Consider the following 19,363-nt stretch of genomic DNA (forward strand, 5'->3'; position numbering starts at 1 on the left):
ATCGGGGGAGAGGCGCGCTGAGGCTGAGTGGTTTCCCGTACGTGCGATGGTCGATCATCGGCCTGTTCGTGATCGCGATGGTCATCAATTATCTGACGCGCAGTATCTTCGGGATCGCCGCGCCGACGATCATGGCGGAACAGGCGATCTCGAGCGGGCAATATTCGTGGATCGCGGGGGCGTTCCAGATCGGCGTCATGTTCCAGCCATTGTGCGGCTATCTCCTCGACGCGGTCGGCCTGAAGTGGGGCTTCTCGCTGTTCGTCGCGGCGTGGTCGCTGCTGACGATGGCGCACGGCTGGATGCACGGCTGGCTGGGCTTCGCGGGCCTGCGCGGCGCCCTCGGTCTCGTCGAGGGCTCGGGGCAGCCCGCCGGCATGAAGCTGGTGTCCGAATGGTTTCCGGCACGCGAGCGCGGATTTGCCGGCGGTCTCTACAATATCGGCGCCTCGTTCGGCGCCGTGTTCGCACCACCGCTGGTGGCATGGGCGATCCTCACGCGAAGCTGGCGCGCGGCCTTCATCGTCGCGGGGCTGCTCGGCCTCGTTTGGGTCATCCTCTGGCTGTTCTGGTATGCCCGGCCCGAGCGTCACTCTGCGCTGTCCGGGCGCGAGCGTGAATATATCGTGGCGGGACAAGAGGATCGCTTGCAGGGCCGTGCGCGACGCCGGTCGCTCGTCGCCTTGCTGCGTCAACGCAACCTGTGGGGCATCGCGCTGCCGCGATTTCTGGCCGATCCGGTGTGGGGGATGTTGTCGGTGTGGATGCCGCTCTACCTCGTGACGGTTCGCCATTTCGACCTGAAGCAGATCGCGTTCTTCGCGTGGTTGCCGTTCCTTGCGGCCGATCTGGGCTGTCTCTTCGGGCCGGCGATCGTGTCGGTGCTCCAGCGTAACGGCGTGGGCCTGATCGACGCGCGGCGATGGGCCTTCACCACGGGCGCGCTGCTGATGACCGGCATGATCTTCGTCGGCATGGTCACCAGTCCCGTTCTCGCCATCGCGCTGCTGTGCGTCGGTGGATTTGCGCACCAGACGCTGTCGGTGACGATCATCACGATGGCGTCGGACCTGTTTCCGCACGATCAGGTTGCGACCGCGACCGGTTTCGCCGGCACCGCCGCGAACCTCGGCGTGCTGATCTTCACACTGACCCTCGGCCGTCTGGTCGACGAGGTCGGCTATCAACCCTTCTTCGTCCTGCTCGGCCTGCTCGATCTGCTTGGCGCAGCGCTGGTGTGGACGATCGTTCGGAAGCCTGCATGAACCTGATCCACAACCCTATCCTGCGCGGCTTCAATCCCGATCCATCGATCGTGCGGGTGGGCGCGGATTATTATATCGCGACCTCGACCTTCGAATGGTTTCCGGGCGTTCAGATCCACCATTCGCGCGACCTCAAGTCGTGGCGCCTCATCACCCGGCCGTTGCGGCGGGCGAGCCAGATCGATCTGCGCGGCGATCCGGACTCATGCGGCGTATGGGCCGCCGATCTGAGCCATGCCGATGGCCGCTTCCATCTCGTCTACACCGATGTGAAGCGATACGGGCGGACGACGATCAACGGCGCGACCGGCGTGGCGCTGCGCGACTTTCACAATTACTGGGTCTGGTGCGATCGGATCGACGGGGACTGGTCGGATCCGGTCTATCTGAACAGCAGCGGCTTCGATCCGGCCCTGTTCCACGATGACGACGGCTCCACCTGGCTGCTCAACATGCTGTGGGATCATCGGCCGGATCGCCGCAGGTTCGCCGGCATCGTGGCGCAGCAGTTCGATCTCGGCGCCGGCAAACTGATCGGCGAACGCCGCGTCATCTTCGAGGGCACCGAACTGGGCTTCACCGAGGGTCCGCACCTCTACAAGCGTGACGGCTGGTATCACCTGCTCGTCGCCGAAGGCGGGACGGGGTGGAACCATGCCGTCGTGATGGCGCGCTCGCGATCCCTGTACGGGCCCTACGAGCCCCATCCCGACGGCCCGATCCTGACCGTGCGGAGCTCCGATGCCGCATTGGCGCGCACCGGCCATGGCGACCTGGTCGACACGCCGACCGGCGAGACATGGATGGCCTATCTTTGCGGGCGGCCGCTTCCCGGCAAGGAGCGGTGCGTGCTGGGACGCGAGACCGCCATTCAGCCGATGATGTGGGGCGAAGACGGCTGGCTGCGAACGCTCGGCGGGACGGGGGCGCCCTCGCTGAAGGCGCCCGTGCCCGCGGGACTGCCGATCGCCGAAAGCACGCCGCACGTCCGTCAGCTGGATCAGTTCGACGACGAGACGCTTCCCGCAGACTTCCAATGGCTGCGAACGCCCTATCCGGACGCCATATTCAGCCTGACGGCACGCCCCGGGCATCTTCGCCTCTACGGGCGCGAGAGTATCGGAAGTGCCTTTACGCAGGCACTGGTGGCGCGACGCCAGCAGTCATTTTCCTACTCGGCCGAGGTTTCGGTCGCGTTCGAGCCGGACAACTTCCAGCAGGCCGCCGGGCTGGTGTGCTATTATAACAGTACCAAATTCCATTATCTCTTCATCTCGACGGACGAGGAGAATGGCCGCTACGTCGGCGTCATGTCGGCATTGCCGTCCGAGACGCATGGCAGCGCATTCAGCACGCCGATACCGATCCCGAGCGGGGTGATCCATCTGCGCGTCGACGTCGCGTTTGAAAGCCTCCGTTTCTCATACCGCATGGCATCCGCATCGGACTGGACGCCGGTACCCGGGACATTCGACGCGAGCATCCTGTCCGACGAAGCAACGATCACGGGCCTTCCCAACTTCACCGGCACGTTCGTCGGCATGGCCTGCCAGGATCTTTCAGGCTGCGCGATCGCCGCCGACTTCGACTATTTTGCCTATAGCGAAGGCTGATCCGGGCGAGGGCGGGTCGCATCGGGCCGATCAGGCCGCTCTTGGTATATGTTGCCTCAGCGCGAGAAAGCATCCCGCGGCGCTGAGCAGGACCATCGCCGCCAGACCCGCCATCGGCGCAAGATTGCTTCCGGTGGCATCGTGGATCGCCGGCACAGCATTCTGCGCGACGAACCCGCCCAGATTACCGATCGAGTTGATGACGGCCAGCCCGGCAGCCGCATGACTGCCGGACAGCAGGCGCTGCGGCACGCTCCAGAAAACGGGCTGCGCCGACATCACCGCCGCCGCCGCGATGCAGAGGCAGACGAACTTCGCCGCAGCGCCGGGAACGAGCACGCTGCCGAGCAGGCCGGCCGAGGCGACGAGCAGCGGCCCGACGATGTGCCAAACGCTCGCGCCATGGCGCGCTGCGTGCCGCGGCACCGCCCACAATGCGATGGCGACGCATAGCCAGGGGATGACGTTGATCGCGCCATTCTCGAAATTGGATGCACCGAAGCCTTTGACGATCGTCGGCAGCCAATAACTGAGGCCATAGGTGCCCAGCGGCATGCCGAAATAGACCGCGGCAAGGATCAGCACGCGCCGGTCGATGAAGGCGCGCCAGATCGGCCCTTCGGGCGGAGGCGTGGGTTCGCTGGCAAGCTCCGCCGCAAGCCATTCCTTTTCCTCGACGCGCAAAAACGGTGCCGCCTGCGGCCCGACCGGAAGCTTGATGAGGATCAGCGGGACGAGCAGCATCGCCGGGATGCCGGTCGCGACGAACACCCACTGCCATCCCGCCAGCCCCGCCAGACCGTCCAACCCCAGCAGCGCGCCGCCGACAAATGCCCCGACGGCATTGGCGATTGCGCTGGCGATCATGAAGAGGCCCACCATCTGTGCCCGCCGCGTCTGCGGAAACCAGAGCGTCAGGACGTAGAGCACGCCCGGGAAGAAGCCGGCTTCGGCGACGCCCAGCAGAAACCGCAGCGCATAGAACATGACGACGTTCTGCGTGAAGCCGAGCGCGAGCGTCACCAGCCCCCAGCTTCCCATGATGCGTGCGAACCAGAGACGCGCGCCGACCCGCGAGAGGATCACGTTGGCGGGCGCCTCAAACAGGAAATATCCGAGGAAGAACAGGCTCGCTCCCAGCCCATAGACCGCCTCCGACAGGTGGAGCGCATCCACCATTTCCAGCTTCGCATAGGATACGTTCTGCCGGTCGATATAGGCGATCAGGTACATCGCGCAGAGCAGCGGCATCAGGTTTCGACTGATCTTCGACAGCGTATGCTCGCCGAGAGCGGATATCTCTTGCCCATGGTCCGTCACGTTCTGTTCTCCGGCGGCATCGTTGATGCTGACCCGCGGTAACGATTGCTGTCAGCCGGGTCGAGTAGGCTGCCGGGCAGGGGGGCGGCGCGAGCTTCTGGCGCGACCAGCCGCCATCGCCTGCATCTGGCGCGCTCGTCTTTTCCTTTGGGAGTTTGCCGCGCGTCAGACGAGCAAACGATAACCGACGCCAAGTTCGTTGACGATCAGCGCAGGGGTCGCTGGATCGGCCTCCAGCTTCTGCCGGAGATTGCGGACGACGATGCGCAGATATTCGATACGCTGGTCATGATCGTGCGGCCACGCTGCATCCAATATGCTCCGATGGGTCACCACGCGGCCGGGGCTCTTCGCCAGCTGTTCCAGAACGGAATATTCCTTGCGGGTCAGATGGATCTCGACGCCGTCCCGCCGGACCGCGCGATTGGCGAGATCGATGCTGACCGGCCCGGTCTCGATCATCGGCGACGCGCTTTCCGTCGACAGCCGGTTGCGAAGCGCGGCGCGAAGCCGCGCCAGCACCTCTTCGCTGTCGAACGGCTTGGTCACGTAATCGTGCGCGCCCAGATCGAGCGCTGCGACCTTCTGGTCGGTCGCATCTCGCGCCGAGACGACGATGATCGGCGCGCTGCTTTCGTGTCGCAGCAACTGGACGATCTCGAGCCCATCGCGATCGGGCAGACCCAGATCGAGCAGAACGGCGTCCGGTTTGGCGTGGCGAACCTGGCTGAGCGCTTCGGCCGCGGTCGTTGCCTGGATCGACGCATAGCCCGCGCGTTGCAGTGTGCTTTGCAGCAAGCGTCGGATATGAAGATCGTCGTCCACGATCAGGATGCAGGCTCCGGTCACAGCTCGACCTTGTCTGCCGTTCGGACGACGAGCCGGTCGGGAAAGTGGATGGTGAAGCATGCCCCGCGTCCGTCGTCGCGATTCCGCGCCTCGACGCTCGCACCCATCGCTTCGGCGAACCCCTTCACGATGGCGAGACCCAGCCCGGTGCCGCCGATGGATCGATCCGATCCTTCCATCCGTCGGAACGTCTCGAACACCTCTTCCTCGCGGCCGGGCGGCAGGCCGCGCCCCTGGTCCAGCACCGAGAACAGCAGTTCGTCATGCGCCCGCTGCGCCTTGATGGCGATCGGCGTCCCGGCATCGCCATAACGACCTGCATTGTCGAGCAGGTTGATGAGCACGTGGTGGAACAGCTGTGGATCGACCAATACGAAGGGAAGATCGGGCGAGACCTCGAGAATGATCGCATGCCCCTCCAAAGCGCGGCGCGTGTCATGGACGGCGCCAGCGACCGCATCGGTGAGATCCACCGGCTCGATGTTGAGCTTCAGCGCACCGGCTTCGACCCGCGCCATATCGAGCAGGTTCGCGACGAACCGGTTCAGTCGCATCGCCTCGCTCTCGATGGTCTCGAGCAGCGGATCGTCGTACCGGCGGCGCAGCTCTGCCGAGGCCGCCAGCACGGACGTCAACGGCGTGCGCAGATCGTGACCGACCGACGACAACAAGGCCGCACGAAGCCTGTCCCGTTCCCTCACGGCTTCGACGTCGCGCATTTCGGCTTCAAGCTGCAGGCGTTCGAGCGCGAGCGAGGTTTGGTCGACGAGGCTTCCAAGCAGCGCGAGCTGGTCCGCGCGGATCGGGTCGACGCCGTCGTCACGCGCCAACCCCATCACGCCCAGCGCACGATCGCCCGCCCGCAGGGGCTGGAATTGCCAGTCGGACGCGGCAAGCGTGCCGGTGCCGCGCCCGGCTGGCTGGCCGGTATCGTGCGCCCATTGGGCCGCCGCCATCTCGATCGCTTCCAGCCGCACGCCGGCCTCCGTTGTCGCAGCGACGTCGAGGCCCGCGAGCCCCGGCTCCAACAGCACGGTTCGCAATCCGAGCAGCCGGGCGATCTCGGCGCATGCCGCCTGGCCGACCTCATTCGGATCGTTGAGCGCCGTCAGCTGGCGCAGAAAACCAGCAAGCGCCGCATTCGTTCGGGCGCTGCCGGCCGCAAGATCGGCCTCGATGCGTACGCGGGACGTCAGCTGGCTGGTGACGATAGCGACGCCGATGAGCACGAAAATCGAGACGACATTTTCGGGATTGCTGACCGAGAGCGATCCGACCGGCGGCAGGAACACGAAATTGTAGGCGAGGCTGGAGGCGAGCCCGGCATAGAGGCCGGGCCGCAGGCCGAACAGGCTGGCGGCCGCCATCACGGGCAGCAGATAGAGCAGCGCGACATTGCCGATATTGAGAAAACGGAACATCATCGCGCCGAGCATCGTGACGGCGGCCACCATCAGCGTCGCATAAAGGTAGGAAGAAGGCCGGTCCCAGCGGCCGGCCGCGGGCCAGAACGTCGATCGTGAGGATGGCCGGCTGCGCTCCTCAAGCGGCAGAACATGCACGGCGATACCCGGCGTCTCCCGCACCAGCCGGTCGACCACCGATCCATGCCGCAGCTCGAACCAGCGCGATCGGGCCGATTTGCCGACGACGAGCTGCGTTGCCCGTGCCTCGATCGTAAACCGCTTCAATCCGTCGATGACGTGCGTCGCGGGTATCGTCGCCACCTGCGCGCCGAGCTTCGTGGCCAGCCCGAGCACCTCCGCGATGCGGCGATGACCGTCCGGCGCCAGCTGGCGCGTTCGCGCGGTTTCGATATGGACTGCCGTCCACGGCGCATGCAGCGCGTCGGCAAGCCGTTTGGCAGCCCGCACCAGCCCGTCGGCGCCTGCGAGCTCGCTCACCGCCACGACGATCCGCTCGCTGCCGGCCCAGGTGCCGCCGAGCGCGTTCGCGCGCAGATGTTCCAGCATCTGCGCATCGACCGCCTGGGCCGCGCGCCGCAGCGCCAGTTCGCGCAATGCCGAGAGGTTGGACTTCGAAAAGAAATGCGCCAGCGCTCGGGTCGCCTCCTGCGGGAGATAGACCTTGCCTTCCCTCAGGCGCTCGATCAGTTCGTCGGGCGGAATGTCGACGACCTCGATTTCCGCCTGCTCGAGAACGCTGTCGGGCACGGTCTCGCGGACACGGACCCGCGTGAACGATGCGACGATGTCGTTGAGGCTTTCGACATGCTGGATGTTGACCGTCGTGTAGACGTCGATGCCTGCTTCCAGCAGCTCCTCGATGTCCTGATAGCGCTTCGGATGACGGCTGCCGGCCGCGTTGGTGTGTGCGAGCTCGTCGACCAGCGCGAGCGCGGGGCGGCGCTCCAGCAGCGCGTCGAGATCCATCTCGGTCAGCATGCGACCTTCATGGTCGATCGCGCGTCGCGGAAGGATTTCGAGGCCCGCGGTCAGCGCCGCGGTATCGGCCCGGCCATGGGTTTCGACGATGCCGACGACGACATCCACGCCCGCGCGGCTCCGCGCCGCACCTTCGGACAGCATCTCGAAGGTCTTGCCGACCCCGGGCGCCGCACCGAGGAAGATCTTCAGCCGACCGCGACCCTCCTGTGCAGCCGCAGGCAGAAAGGCTTCGGGCGCGGGCCGGTCGCGCTCCGTCAATGTACGGCGATCCGATCCAGCGCGAGGTTGAGCATGAGAACGTTGACCCGGTCCTCGCCAACGAAGCCGGCCAGCGGATGTGCGACCTGCCGATCGACCAGCGCGCGCAGTGTCGCCTCGGACAAGCCGCGAATGCGGGCGATACGCGCGATCTGCACGTACGCCGCGTCCGGGGAGAGATCGGGATCGAGCCCGGAGGCGCTGGCCGTGACGAGATCGGCCGGGATCGTGCCGACGCCCTCGCCATGCCGTCGCGCGACATCGGCCTTCACGCGATCGACCAGCGCCTGCGAGGTCGGGCCGTAGTTGGAGCCCGAGGAGGCGAGCCCGTCATATCCCTTGCCGGCCGCCGACGGGCGCGTCTGGAAATAGCGATCGCTGGTGAAGGCCTGCCCGATCACGCTCGATCCGATCACCCGGCCTTGGGCGTCGCGCACCAGACTGCCATTGGCCCGATCGGCGAACAATGCCTGCCCAATACCCGTCATCGCCAGAGGATAGCCCAGCCCAAGCAGCAGTGCGAACAGGATCGTGAGAACGATCGCGGGGCGGAGCGAGGTGGTGAAATCATTGCCCATTTTCTGTCTCCTCAAGCGAGGCCGAGGCCGTTGACGGCCATATCGATGATCTTGATGCCCACGAAGGGGGCGACGAGGCCGCCAAGCCCGTAGACGGCGAGGTTGCGCGCGAGCAGCGGCCCGGCGCCCATCGGCCTGTAGGCGACGCCCTTCAGCGCCAGCGGCACCAGCAGCGGGATGATGATCGCGTTGAAGATGATCGCCGACAGGATCGCGCTCTCGGGCGTCGCCAGCCCCATCACGTTGAGCACCTTCAGCGTCGGATAGAGCGCGACGAACATCGCCGGGATGATCGCGAAATATTTGGCGACGTCGTTGGCTACCGAGAAGGTGGTGAGCGCCCCGCGCGTCATCAGCAGTTGCTTGCCGAGGCCGACGACCTCGATCAGCTTGGTCGGATCGCTGTCGAGATCGACCATGTTGCCCGCCTCGCGCGCCGCCTGCGTACCCGTATTCATCGCCACGCCGACATCGGCCTGCGCAAGGGCGGGCGCATCGTTGGTGCCATCGCCGCACATCGCCACCAGCCGGCCGCCGGTCTGCTCCTTCCGGATCAGCGCGAGCTTGTCCTCGGGCGTCGCCTGCGCGAGGAAATCGTCCACGCCCGCCTCGGCGGCGATCGCGGCGGCGGTCAGCGGATTGTCGCCGGTGATCATCACCGTGCGGATGCCCATCGCGCGCAGCTCGCCGAAGCGTTCGCGGATGCCGGCCTTGACCACGTCCTTGAGGAAGATCGCGCCCAGCAGCCGGCCGTCGCGCGCGACCGCCAGCGGCGTGCCGCCGCCGCGTGCGATCTCGTCGGTGATGCGACGAAGCTCGGTGGCGGCGGCGGTCTGGCCAAGCCCGGGATTGGCCTTGAGGACCGAATCCACCGCGCCCTTCTGGATCAGGCCGCTGCCGATCCGCACCCCCGAAATGCGCGTCTGCGCGGTGAAGGCGATCACCTCCGCGTCCTCGGGCAGCGCCGCCGTGGCGATGCCGAACCTGTTGCGCGCCAGCACGACGATCGAGCGCCCCTCGGGCGTCTCGTCGGCCAGGCTGGCGAGTAGCGCGGCCTCCGCCAACAGCTCGGGCGCGGTGCCGCCCACCGGCCGAAACTCGCTCGCCTGCCGATCGCCGATCGTGATCGTGCCTGTCTTGTCGAGCAGCAGCACGTCGATGTCGCCCGCCGCCTCGACCGCGCGTCCCGACTTTGCGAGCACGTTGAAGCGCACCAGCCGGTCCATGCCGGCGATGCCAATCGCCGAGAGCAAGGCCGCTATGGTCGTCGGGATGAGCGTGATCAGCAGTGCCGCCAGGATCACCACCGGCACCGAACCGCCCGCATAGGACGCGAAGCCGGGGATCGTGCCGACCGCGATCAGGAATATGATCGTCAGGCCGACAAGCAGGATAGTGAGTGCGATCTCGTTGGGCGTCTTCTGCCGCTCGGCACCTTCCACCAGCGCGATCATGCGATCGAGGAAGCCCTGGCCCGGATCGACGGTGACGCGCACCTTGATCTGGTCCGAGATCACCCGTGTGCCCGCCGTCACGGCCGAGCGGTCGCCGCCCGCCTCACGGATCACCGGCGCGGACTCGCCGGTGATCGCCGCTTCGTTGACCGATGCGACCCCTTCGATCACCTCGCCATCGGCCGGGACGAGGTCATTGGTCTCGACCAGCACGACATCGCCGGCGCGGAGCTGGGATGCCGCGACGGTCTCGACGCGGTCGCCCTTCAGCTTCTTCGCGGTGAGCTCGGCCTTGGTCGCGCGAAGCGAGGCAGCCTGCGCCTTGCCGCGCCCCTCGGCCAGGGCCTCGGCGAAGGTGCCGAACAGCACGGTCAGCCACAGCCAGACGGTCAGCTGCGCCTTGAACGCCGTGGAGAGGCCGTCATGCCCGACGAAGATCAGCACCGTCAGCAGCGTCGCCACGCAGGCGGTGACGAACATCACCGGATTGCGGACCAGCTGCCGCGGATCGAGTTTCTTGAACGCATCGCCGATCGCCGGAAGGATCAGATCGGCGGTGAACAGGGATTTGGTCGCTGCGCGTGCCATATGGACGCCCCCGCTTAGAAGAGTTGGCCGCGGATCATCGCGAGATGATCGGCGATGGGGCCGAGCGCGAGGCCCGGCAGGAAGGTGAGGCCGCCGAGGATCAGGATGATGCCGACGAGCAGCCCCACCCACAGCGGGCCGGTGGTCGGGAAGCTGCCCGCGCTTTCCGGCGTGAGCTTCTTCGCGGCGAGCGAGCCGGCGATGGCCAGCATCGGCACGATGATGAAGAAGCGCCCAACCCACATGGCGATTCCAAGCAAGCCGTTGTAATATGGCGTGTTGGCGGTGAGGCCCGCGAACGCCGAGCCATTGTTCGCGACCGCGCTGGTGAAGGCGTAGAGGATCTCGCCGAAGCCGTGCGGCCCCTTGTTGAGCGGCCCCGCCAGGCCCTGCTGCAGCACGCAGGAGAGCGCAGTGAAGCCGAGGATGGCGAGCGGCAGCACCGCGATCGCCAGCACCGCGAGCTTCACCTCGCGGCTCTCGATCTTCTTGCCGACATATTCGGGCGTGCGGCCCACCATCAGCCCGGCGACGAACACCGCAAGGATGGCGAACAGCAGAAAGCCGTAGATGCCCGCGCCGACGCCGCCGACGACGACCTCGCCAAGCTGCATGTTGAACAGCGGGATCATCCCGCCCAGCGCGGTGAAGCTGTCGTGCATCGCATTGACCGCGCCACACGACGCCGCCGTGGTGACGACCGCGAAAAGGGCGGAGGCGGCTGCGCCGAAGCGCACTTCCTTGCCTTCCATGTTCGCCCCGGCAACGCCGAGATGATGGAGGACCGGGTTGCCCGCCGCCTCCTGCCAGTAACTGACCGCCACGCCGCAGAGGAACATGATAATCATGGCAGCCAGGATCGCCCAACCCTGGCGGGTGTTGCCGACCGCCTTGCCGAACGTCCACGTCAGGCCGAAGCCGATCAGGAAGATCGACAGCATCTGGACGAGGTTCGTCAGCGCGGTCGGGTTTTCGAAAGGATGCGCCGAATTGGCGTTGAAGAAGCCGCCGCCGTTGGTGCCGAGCATCTTGATGGCTTCCTGGCTCGCTACCGTGCCGACCGCCAGGCTCTGCTTAAGGCCCTCCAGCGTATGGACGTCGATCGTGGCGGCCAGCGTCTGCGGCACGCCGCTCGCGATCAGGAAGACCGTGTAGAGGACGCACAACGGCAGCAGCAGGTAGAGCGTGATGCGCGTGCAATCGGCCCAGAAATTGCCGATCGTCTGCATCTGCCGCCGCGCGAAGCCGCGGAACAGCGCGAATGCCAGCGCGATGCCCGTCGCCGCCGACAGGAAATTGTGGATGGTCAGCCCCAGCATCTGGCTGAGGTTCGACATCGTGCTTTCGCCCGAATAGCTCTGCCAGTTGGTGTTGGTGGTAAAGCTGATCGCCGTATTCGCCGCGAGATGCTCGGGCAGATTGGCGAGGGTCTGGCCGTTCCACGGCAGGAACAGCTGCAGCCGCAGCACCGCATAGGTCAAGAGCATCAGCACCGCGTTGAACATCAGCATGTGGACGGCATATCGCCGCCAGCCCTGCTCGACGGTCGGGTCGATCCCCGCCAGCCGGTAGAAGCCGCGCTCGACCGGGCCGATCACCCGATGGAGCGGTGTCGGCCGCCCTTCGTAAAGCGCGAATAGCCACGCGCCGACCGGCTTGGTCAGCGCCAGCAATATGCCGGTAAAGACAAGGATCAGGATCCAGCCCTGCATCGTCATGGCCGCCTCCTCAGAAACGCTCGGGGCGGACGAGCACCGCCACGAGATATAGAAGGAGGCCGACCGCGGTGAGTGCCGCGAGCCAGAGGTCGAGCGTCATCGCCGTCACCTCACGCATTGTCGCACAGTCGGACGTAGGCGAGCGTCGCCGCCACCAGCCCGATCATGATTGCGATCCAGAGCAGATCCTGCATCGATATTCTCCCAGCCGCGCGACAGCTGGCGCGCCGGCGAGAGAGGCAATTAGGCCCGATGGCCGTATATTATCGAGATCGGGAACGCGGCATCCGCATAGTTTTTGCGTATGGAAAGGCAGGCCAACGTCACGTCGCTGTCGCTGCTGAACGGGCGTGAGCGCGCGAGGGTTTAGCCTCCGTCATCGGCGCTTCGAGGGCATCATTCCGGGAGCCATCGGGCGTGCATCCGTGCGGTGGGGTGCCGCTCTCATCGCTTGAACATGCGCCATAATCTCCGCATGACGCAGACTGTCGACAGGAGAGGTGCGTCGGTATGCAGTCTGGGCGCTTGTTCGCACTATCCGTCGCGTTGCTCGCATCGGCGAGTTGCGTCTCGACCGAGGCCGCGCGGCATGCTCCGGGCGAGGTCGACTGGGCGTCCTTCGGTGGCAGCCCGGCCGCCGACCATTATTCACCGCTGGCGCAGATCGACCGTAGCAACGTCGGTACGCTCGCGCCCGCATGGCGGTTCGAGACCGGCGTCGGCATGCTCCAGACGTCGCCGCTCGTCGTCGGTGGCACGCTCTACGGCGTCGACGTGGATCAATCGGTGTTCGCGCTCGATGCCGCGACCGGTCGGCTGAAGTGGCGGCATCAGGCGGTCGAGCATTCGGAGCAGCCGGTTCGCGGCCTCGCTTACTGGACCGACGGCAAGACCCGGCGCCTGTTCAGCGGCAATGGAAGCTATCTGGCGGCGCTCGACCCCGAAACGGGTGCGCCGGCTCCAGGGTTCGGCCATGAGGGCCGGATCGACCTGCGCGAGGGCATGGGCCGCGATCCCGCGACGCTGCCGGTCTTTCTGACCACGCCCGGCGTGATCTTCGACGATGTCATCATCACCGGCTTCCGCACGGGCGAGACCCAGCCGGCCGCGCCGGGGATGGTACGCGCCTACGACGTCCGCACGGGTGCGCTGCGCTGGCGCTTCAACACCATTCCGCAGCCTGGCGAGCCGGGCCACGAGACGTGGCCCGCCGATGCGTGGAAGACGGCGGGGGCCGCGAACAACTGGGCCGGCATGGCGGTCGATACCAAGCGCGGCATCGTCTACGTTCCCACGGGCTCGGCCGTCGCCGATTTCTACGGCGCGGACCGGCTTGGCGACGATCTCTACGCCAATTCGCTGCTTGCGATCGACGCGCGGACCGGCCGCCTCAAGTGGCATTTCCAGGCGGTGCATCACGACATCTGGGACCGCGATTTCCCCTCCGCACCCGTCCTCCTGACCGTCCACCGCGACGGCCGGTCGATCGATGCCGTCGCGCAGACGACCAAGCAGGGCGTCGTCTACCTGTTCGACCGGGATACGGGGCGACCGCTGTTCCCGATCGGGGAGCGGGCGATTCCGGCGTCGGACGTGCCCGGCGAACATGCATCGCCGACCGAGCCGATGCCGACCCTGCCCGCCCCGTTCGCGCGCCAGCAACTGACGGAGAACGATCTCACGACCCGCACGCCCGAGGCGCACAGGGTCGCGCTGGAGGCCTTCCGCGCGGCCAATCATCAGGGGCCATTCACGCCGTTCCGCGTCGGCCAGAAGACGATCGTGTTTCCGGGGTTCGACGGGGGCGCCGAATGGGGCGGCCCCGCGGTCGATCGCGACCATGGCATCCTGTTCGTCAACAGCAACGAGATGGCGTGGCTCGCCGAACTGGTGCGGCGCGATGCGGCGCCGGCAGGGGCGGGGCGGGGCGCGGCGATCTATGCGGACCAATGTTCCGCCTGCCATGGCGTCGATCGCAAGGGATCGCCGCCCGACTTCCCCGATCTGACGCAGATCGCGTCGCGCCGCACGGCGGGCGAGATGGACGCGATCATCAGGGGCGGCAGGGGGCGCATGCCCGGCTTTCCCCAGATTGCGGATGCCGCCCGCGCCACGCTGATCGCCTATCTTCGCGGCGAGCAGGAACCGCAGCGCGCTGACGGCCGGCAGGAGGTGCTCGGCGATCCTGCCGTCGACCGCGCGCCCTACCGGTTTGGCGGCTACAAACGGTTCCTCGATCCGGACAATTATCCCGCCATCGCCCCGCCGTGGGGAACGCTCAACGCGATCGACCTGAACAGCGGCAAATTCCTGTGGAAGGTGCCGCTCGGCGAATATCCCGAGCTTGCCGCCAGGGGCATGACGGGCACCGGATCGGAAAATTACGGTGGCCCGATCGTCACCGGGAGCGGGCTGCTCATCATCGGCGCGACGTTGTTCGACCAGCGGCTGCGCATCTTCGATAGCCGCACCGGCCGGCTGCTGTGGCAGACGACATTGCCCTATTCCGGCATGGCGACGCCGGTGACTTACAGCATCGGCGGCCGCCAATATATCGCCATCGCAACCAGCAACGCCCGCAATCCGAAGGGGACCAAGGGCTCCGCTTATGTCGCGTTCGCGCTGCCGCCGGGACGATGAACGGAGGAAGCGGTGCCAGCTGGCAAACCAACACCGCTGCCTCCGACAGGATCAGACTTGTGCCAGGCCGCCGTCGGCGAACACCTCGCCGCCGGTCATCACGCGGCTCTCATCCGATGCGAGAAACAGCGCGACCGCCGCGACATCTGCGGCGTCGGCGATCCGGCCGGCCGGCGTTTGCGCGATCAGTGCTTCATACAACGTGTCCCCGCCGATCGCCTCGGCAACGCCGTCAAGGCCGGGGGTCGCGGTTGCGCCTGGCGACAGAACGTTAACGCGGATGCCGGTGCCCTTGAGATCCAGCGCCCAACTGCGCGCCAGATTTCGGATCGCGGCCTTGGTGGCGCTGTAGATGCTGAACGCAGGCGTTCCCATCGATCCGGTGGTCGATCCGGTCAGGATGATCGATCCGCCCGACGCCATCAGCGGCAGCGCTTTTTGCACGGTGAAGACGGTGCCCTTCACGTTGACGCCGAACGTGAGGTCAAACGAGGCTTCGGTGATCTGGCCCAAAGGCTCGATCTGGCCGAGCCCGGCATTGGCGAGCAGGATGTCCAGATGGCCATGGCCGGCGCGGACCGCGTCGAACAGCCGATCGAGATCGTCGAGCCTGGTGATGTCGCCCTGCACCGGCGTGACGTTTGCGCCGAGTTCTGCCGCAGCCTTGTCCAACTCGTCCTGACGGCGCCCCGTTATGTAGACATGCGCGCCTTCGGCCACGAACCGCCGGGCCACGGCCAGCCCGATGCCACTGTTCGCCCCGGTGACGACTGCGATCTTTCCGTCCAACCTACCCATGACAACCTCGCTTGGAATGAGGCTCCGAAGGTGCGGTCTTGCATTCCGCACTTCCAGTATGCACCTTTTGGTAAGTGCTAAAAAAGGACGTCGCGGTGGCGGATGAACGGTTCACGTGCGGGCTGGAGGCGGCCCTGTTCGTCGTCAGCGGCAAGTGGAAACCGCTGATCCTGTTCCATCTGTCGATGGGCGCGCGGCGCTACGGCGAACTGCGACGGATGGTCGGTGGCGTAAGCGACAAGGTGCTGATCCAGCAGCTCAAGGAATTGCAGGCCGACGGCGCGGTCATGCGCGTCGATCATGGCGAGATCCCTCCCAAGGTCGAATATTCGCTGACGGGCTTCGGCGCGAGCATCGTCACCGCGCTGTCGCCACTTTGCGAATGGGGCGGGCGTCATCTGAACGAGATCGAGACGATCGCGAATGGCCGGCAGCGACTGCGGGAGGCCCAGGCTGCCTGATCCGAAGCCGCGCCGTCTGGAGGGTTCAACGAGCCGGTCGGGATAGGTGGGCCCAAACGGCTGCGGTCAGCGTCGCCATGACGAGCGTCTCGACGAAGAATTGCCCCTCCGCGGCGATGGCCATCGGCAATGGCGCTTTGATCCAGACGCTGAACAATGCTGTCGCAACGACGCGTCCCCGCATCAACAGGATCAATGCGACGAAGGCCGCCGTCCGGCGAAGCGGGGTGCCGTTCAGGCCCGGCCAGGCGAGATAGGCTAGCACGAAGCAGGCGATCGTGGGTTCGACGAACGTGCCGTAAATGTATTTGTAGACGTAGAACCCGTAGGGGGGCTGGTAGACCTCGGGCGGCTCGGCAAGGTGAAGCGTCGCGTCGATCCAGCCGGCGACACCCTTGAGCGCGGGCAGAAGCGCGAACAGCCCAATGGCGGCGACGATCGGCACCACGATGATGACCGCCCAGATCGGGCGGTGGCGTAACGTCCGCGAAATTGTCACGGCCGCCGCCCCACTGCAGAAAGACAGCATCGCGTTCGGCAGCCGCGTCATCAGAAGATAAATCCAGCGGCGATCGATCCATCCATCGGAGACGATATTGTCGACAACGATGATGCGGACCGTTTCCTGAAGAAAGACGACGAGCAGACCGAGCGCGATCGCTGCCTTGACCGGGCTCATCTGATCCAGGCGCCAGCGGGCCAGATGCGAGACATAGACCATCGTGGCGAGGCGGACGATCTGACCCAGATATTTAGCCCAGTTCGGCACGCCGCTCTCGTCCGGATATATGATTCCGAGATGGGAGATCGCCACATCGTGCGCCCCAAGGGCGAGCACGGCGATGATGCAGGCAAGCACACCGGCAATGAGCCAGTCGGCCGGAGAACGGAGCAAACGAACGTCTGTGTGATAGTTGGATGCCATCATGTCTGCCTCTGGTGCCCTGGCGATGACCGGCGCAAGCTCCGTGCCAGGTTCAGCGGCCGAATATCGCGCAAGAGCGGGCTGTCCCGATCGCTGCCCTGTCCATGATCGGACAGCTGCGACCGGATATGGACAGAGCAGCCCCCCCGCGGTCTAGTTGACCGGCTCGGCCGACCCCGCACCTCCGCGCGCGTCGTGCGCACCGAACATCGTGGCACCCTTCAGCGGCGGCGCGCCGAGCGACAGGAAGGCCGAACCCGCGCTGTTCGACGATGTCAGTCGCGGCGCCCCGATCGCGATGCCCTCGGCGATGCCCCAATGGCCTTCGTCCTCGAAGCGGTAGCCTCGCTGTTCGAGCAGTCGGCGCGTATCGGGGGAGAGCGCGAAGGGTTCGAGCGAGATCGTGTCGGGCAGCCACTGCTCGTGGATGCGCGGGGCATCGATCGCTTCCTGCACGTCCATGCCGTGATCGATCATGTTGAGGATCGCCTCCAGCGTGATCGTGATGATCCGCGAGCCGCCGGGGCTGCCGATCACCAGTGCGACCTTGCCGTCCTTGGTGACGATCGTCGGGCTCATCGAACTCAGCGGCGTCTTGCCCGGGGCGATGGCGTTGGCCGCGCCCTGCACCAGGCCGAACATGTTGGGCACGCCCGGCTTCGAGGTGAAATCGTCCATCTCGTCGTTCATCACGATGCCGGTGCCGCCGGCGACGCGGTGCGCGCCGAACCAGTCGTTGAGCGTATAGGTGACCGAAACCGCATTCCCCTTGGCATCGACGACGTCATATTGCGTGGTGTTGTGGCCTTCATGCTCGGGCACGGCAGGGCCGAGCGTCGAGGATGGCGTCGCGCGCACCGGATCGATCGTGGCGCGGAGCTTCGCCGCATAGGCAGGGGCGATCAGCTCGGCGATCGGATTGGTGACGAAATCGGGATCGCCGAGCTTGTTGTTGCGGTCGACATAGACGCGGCGTAGCGCCTCGGCGAGGACGTGGACCTCGTCGGCCGAATGGAAGCCCATCGCCGCGAGATCATATCCCGAGAGGATGTTGAGCGCTTCGCAGATCGACACGCCGCCCGAGCTTGGCGGCGGCGCCGAGATCACGTGAAAGCCGCGATAATCGCATTCGATCGGCTCGAGTTCGCGGACTTTGTAGCTGGCGAGGTCGGCGCGCGTGATGATGCCGCCGCCATGCCGGGCGGCGTTGGCGATCGCGGCGCCGATCGGTCCCTTGTAGAAGGCATCCGGCCCCGTAGCGGAAATCTGCGATAGCGTCTGGGCGAGATCGGCCTGGACCAGCCGATCGCCCTTGGTGAGCGGACGGCCCTGCGGTTGGAAGATGCGGGCCGACATTGGATCGCGCGCAAGCTTCTTGGCCTCCAGCGCCATCACCCCGGCATCGCCCTGTCCGAGCACGAAGCCGTCGCGCGCAAGATGGATTGCGGGCGCCATCAACGTGGCGCGGGGCAGGGTGCCATAGCGGATGCGGGCGGTTTCCAGCCCCAGCACGGTGCCGGGGATACCCACGGCCTTCCAGCTGTCGGTGGAGAGACCGGGTATGACCTTGCCGGCGGCGTCCTGATACATGGCCGCGGTGGCAGCCTGCGGCGCCTTCTCGCGGAAATCGAGGAAGGTGGAACGTCCGCCGGCAAGATGGAGCGTCATGAAGCCGCCGCCGCCGATGTTGCCGGCCTGGGGATAGACGACCGCAAGCGCGTAACCGACCGCCACTGCGGCATCGATGGCGTTGCCACCGTGCCGCAGGATATCCGCGCCGACCTCCGAGGCGATATGTTGCGCACTCACCACCATGCCGCCCGAACCGGCGACGGGCTGAGGATCGGCGGCGTAGGCGGACGATGATACCAACAAGCCGGCAGCGAGAAGATATGTGCGCATCGCTTCCTCGTGCCGCAGGTCAGGAGCTTTGGAAAGCGCGCTGGTGTAAACGGCCGCAAGACGCCGGCAGGCGGTCTGGTGTGCCAGTTCCTGTGCCCATTCGAGCGGTTCGGCTGAGCTTGCCGAAGGCTCTGCGCGACGGCCGATATCCTTTTCTTATCGGGGGAGCGGAAGCGGACTTGTCGAAGTTGGTGCCCCGCTTCCATCATAACGTAGCCGGTTTTCGCCGATCTTCTCGATATGGGCGCCTGCCCAGGCGCCGAGAGCGCGCAGCGGCTCCGAAAGCGAATAACCCAGTTCGGTCAGCGCATATTCGACTTGCGGTGGGACCGTGGGATGCACCGTTCGGCTGACCATGCCATCGCGTTCGAGTGCCTTCAGCGTGCGTGTCAGCATCTGTTGCGAAATGCCGCCGATCGTTCGCTTCAAATCGTTGAAGCGGCGCGGTCGCTCGATGAGCACCATGACGATCATCACCGTCCACTTGTCGCCGACGATGGACAGCACGCTGCTCATCTTGCGGCAATGGGCGCTCACCCCGGGCAAGGCAGGCATAGTCATGTGACCTGGTCCTAAAAATATGCGT

At 66.0% G+C, this 19,363-nt stretch carries 15 protein-coding genes; 4 read left to right on the forward strand and 11 right to left on the reverse strand.

The genetic code is table 11. The annotated features are described in order from the left end of the window. The first annotated feature begins 41 nt into the window (after positions 1 to 41). Both K8P63_RS06835 and K8P63_RS06840 read left to right on the forward strand, forming a co-directional pair. Complete coding sequence (locus K8P63_RS06835; protein ID WP_223799066.1) at positions 42 to 1,265, forward strand: MFS transporter; 1,224 nt, start codon at positions 42 to 44, stop codon at positions 1,263 to 1,265. After that, positions 1,262 to 2,878, forward strand: a complete 1,617-nt coding sequence (locus K8P63_RS06840) for a glycoside hydrolase family 43 protein (RefSeq protein ID WP_223799067.1) — start codon at positions 1,262 to 1,264, stop codon at positions 2,876 to 2,878. Before K8P63_RS06835 ends, K8P63_RS06840 begins: the two co-directional genes overlap by 4 nt. A gap of 30 nt (positions 2,879 to 2,908) precedes the next feature. On the opposite strand, the gene K8P63_RS06845 is transcribed toward K8P63_RS06840, so the two are convergent. The 7 genes from K8P63_RS06845 to kdpF all read right to left on the reverse strand — a co-directional run bounded on the left by K8P63_RS06845 (position 2,909) and on the right by kdpF (position 12,151). Beyond that, complete coding sequence (locus tag K8P63_RS06845) at positions 2,909 to 4,198, reverse strand: MFS transporter (protein WP_223799068.1); 1,290 nt, start codon at positions 4,196 to 4,198, stop codon at positions 2,909 to 2,911. A gap of 165 nt (positions 4,199 to 4,363) precedes the next feature. Further along, positions 4,364 to 5,047 (reverse strand): response regulator, encoded by a 684-nt coding sequence (locus tag K8P63_RS06850; RefSeq protein ID WP_223799069.1) that lies wholly within the window; start codon positions 5,045 to 5,047, stop codon positions 4,364 to 4,366. Further along, entirely contained in the window at positions 5,044 to 7,713 is a 2,670-nt protein-coding gene (locus K8P63_RS06855) for a sensor histidine kinase (RefSeq protein WP_223799070.1), read from the reverse strand. Before K8P63_RS06855 ends, K8P63_RS06850 begins: the two co-directional genes overlap by 4 nt. Then, positions 7,710 to 8,291 carry a potassium-transporting ATPase subunit KdpC gene (kdpC, locus tag K8P63_RS06860; RefSeq protein WP_223799071.1) on the reverse strand — a complete coding sequence of 194 codons (582 nt, stop codon included), beginning with the start codon at positions 8,289 to 8,291 and terminating at the stop codon, positions 7,710 to 7,712. Before kdpC ends, K8P63_RS06855 begins: the two co-directional genes overlap by 4 nt. A gap of 11 nt (positions 8,292 to 8,302) precedes the next feature. Further along, positions 8,303 to 10,333: a potassium-transporting ATPase subunit KdpB gene (gene kdpB / locus K8P63_RS06865; protein ID WP_223799072.1), complete on the reverse strand. Its 2,031-nt coding sequence runs from the start codon at positions 10,331 to 10,333 to the stop codon at positions 8,303 to 8,305. A gap of 14 nt (positions 10,334 to 10,347) precedes the next feature. Beyond that, positions 10,348 to 12,051 carry a potassium-transporting ATPase subunit KdpA gene (kdpA, locus tag K8P63_RS06870; RefSeq protein WP_223799073.1) on the reverse strand — a complete coding sequence of 568 codons (1,704 nt, stop codon included), beginning with the start codon at positions 12,049 to 12,051 and terminating at the stop codon, positions 10,348 to 10,350. A gap of 10 nt (positions 12,052 to 12,061) precedes the next feature. Then, positions 12,062 to 12,151 carry a K(+)-transporting ATPase subunit F gene (gene kdpF, locus K8P63_RS06875; protein ID WP_223799074.1) on the reverse strand — a complete coding sequence of 30 codons (90 nt, stop codon included), beginning with the start codon at positions 12,149 to 12,151 and terminating at the stop codon, positions 12,062 to 12,064. Between the two features lie 425 nt (positions 12,152 to 12,576). Here kdpF and K8P63_RS06880 point away from each other — a divergent pair, with 425 nt between their 5' ends. Further along, positions 12,577 to 14,691, forward strand: coding sequence for an outer membrane protein assembly factor BamB family protein (locus tag K8P63_RS06880; RefSeq protein ID WP_223799075.1), 2,115 nt, complete (start codon positions 12,577 to 12,579; stop codon positions 14,689 to 14,691). Between the two features lie 51 nt (positions 14,692 to 14,742). Here the strand turns inward: K8P63_RS06880 and K8P63_RS06885 are convergent, their stop codons facing one another. Further along, complete coding sequence (locus K8P63_RS06885) at positions 14,743 to 15,489, reverse strand: SDR family NAD(P)-dependent oxidoreductase (RefSeq protein ID WP_223799076.1); 747 nt, start codon at positions 15,487 to 15,489, stop codon at positions 14,743 to 14,745. A 95-nt stretch (positions 15,490 to 15,584) separates the two neighbouring features. On the opposite strand from K8P63_RS06885, the gene K8P63_RS06890 reads away from it, so the two are divergent. Next, complete coding sequence (locus K8P63_RS06890) at positions 15,585 to 15,950, forward strand: winged helix-turn-helix transcriptional regulator (RefSeq protein ID WP_223799077.1); 366 nt, start codon at positions 15,585 to 15,587, stop codon at positions 15,948 to 15,950. Between the two features lie 25 nt (positions 15,951 to 15,975). On the opposite strand, the gene K8P63_RS06895 is transcribed toward K8P63_RS06890, so the two are convergent. The 3 genes from K8P63_RS06895 to K8P63_RS06905 all read right to left on the reverse strand — a co-directional run bounded on the left by K8P63_RS06895 (position 15,976) and on the right by K8P63_RS06905 (position 19,338). After that, positions 15,976 to 16,875 (reverse strand): hypothetical protein, encoded by a 900-nt coding sequence (locus tag K8P63_RS06895; RefSeq protein WP_223799078.1) that lies wholly within the window; start codon positions 16,873 to 16,875, stop codon positions 15,976 to 15,978. Positions 16,876 to 17,028: 153 nt separating this feature from the next. After that, positions 17,029 to 18,777, reverse strand: a complete 1,749-nt coding sequence (ggt, locus tag K8P63_RS06900) for a gamma-glutamyltransferase (protein ID WP_223799079.1) — start codon at positions 18,775 to 18,777, stop codon at positions 17,029 to 17,031. Between the two features lie 156 nt (positions 18,778 to 18,933). After that, positions 18,934 to 19,338 carry a winged helix-turn-helix transcriptional regulator gene (locus K8P63_RS06905; RefSeq protein ID WP_223799080.1) on the reverse strand — a complete coding sequence of 135 codons (405 nt, stop codon included), beginning with the start codon at positions 19,336 to 19,338 and terminating at the stop codon, positions 18,934 to 18,936. Positions 19,339 to 19,363: the final 25 nt, after the last annotated feature.

This window comes from Sphingomonas nostoxanthinifaciens, assembly GCF_019930585.1.
Lineage (GTDB): Bacteria > Pseudomonadota > Alphaproteobacteria > Sphingomonadales > Sphingomonadaceae > Sphingomonas_I > Sphingomonas_I nostoxanthinifaciens.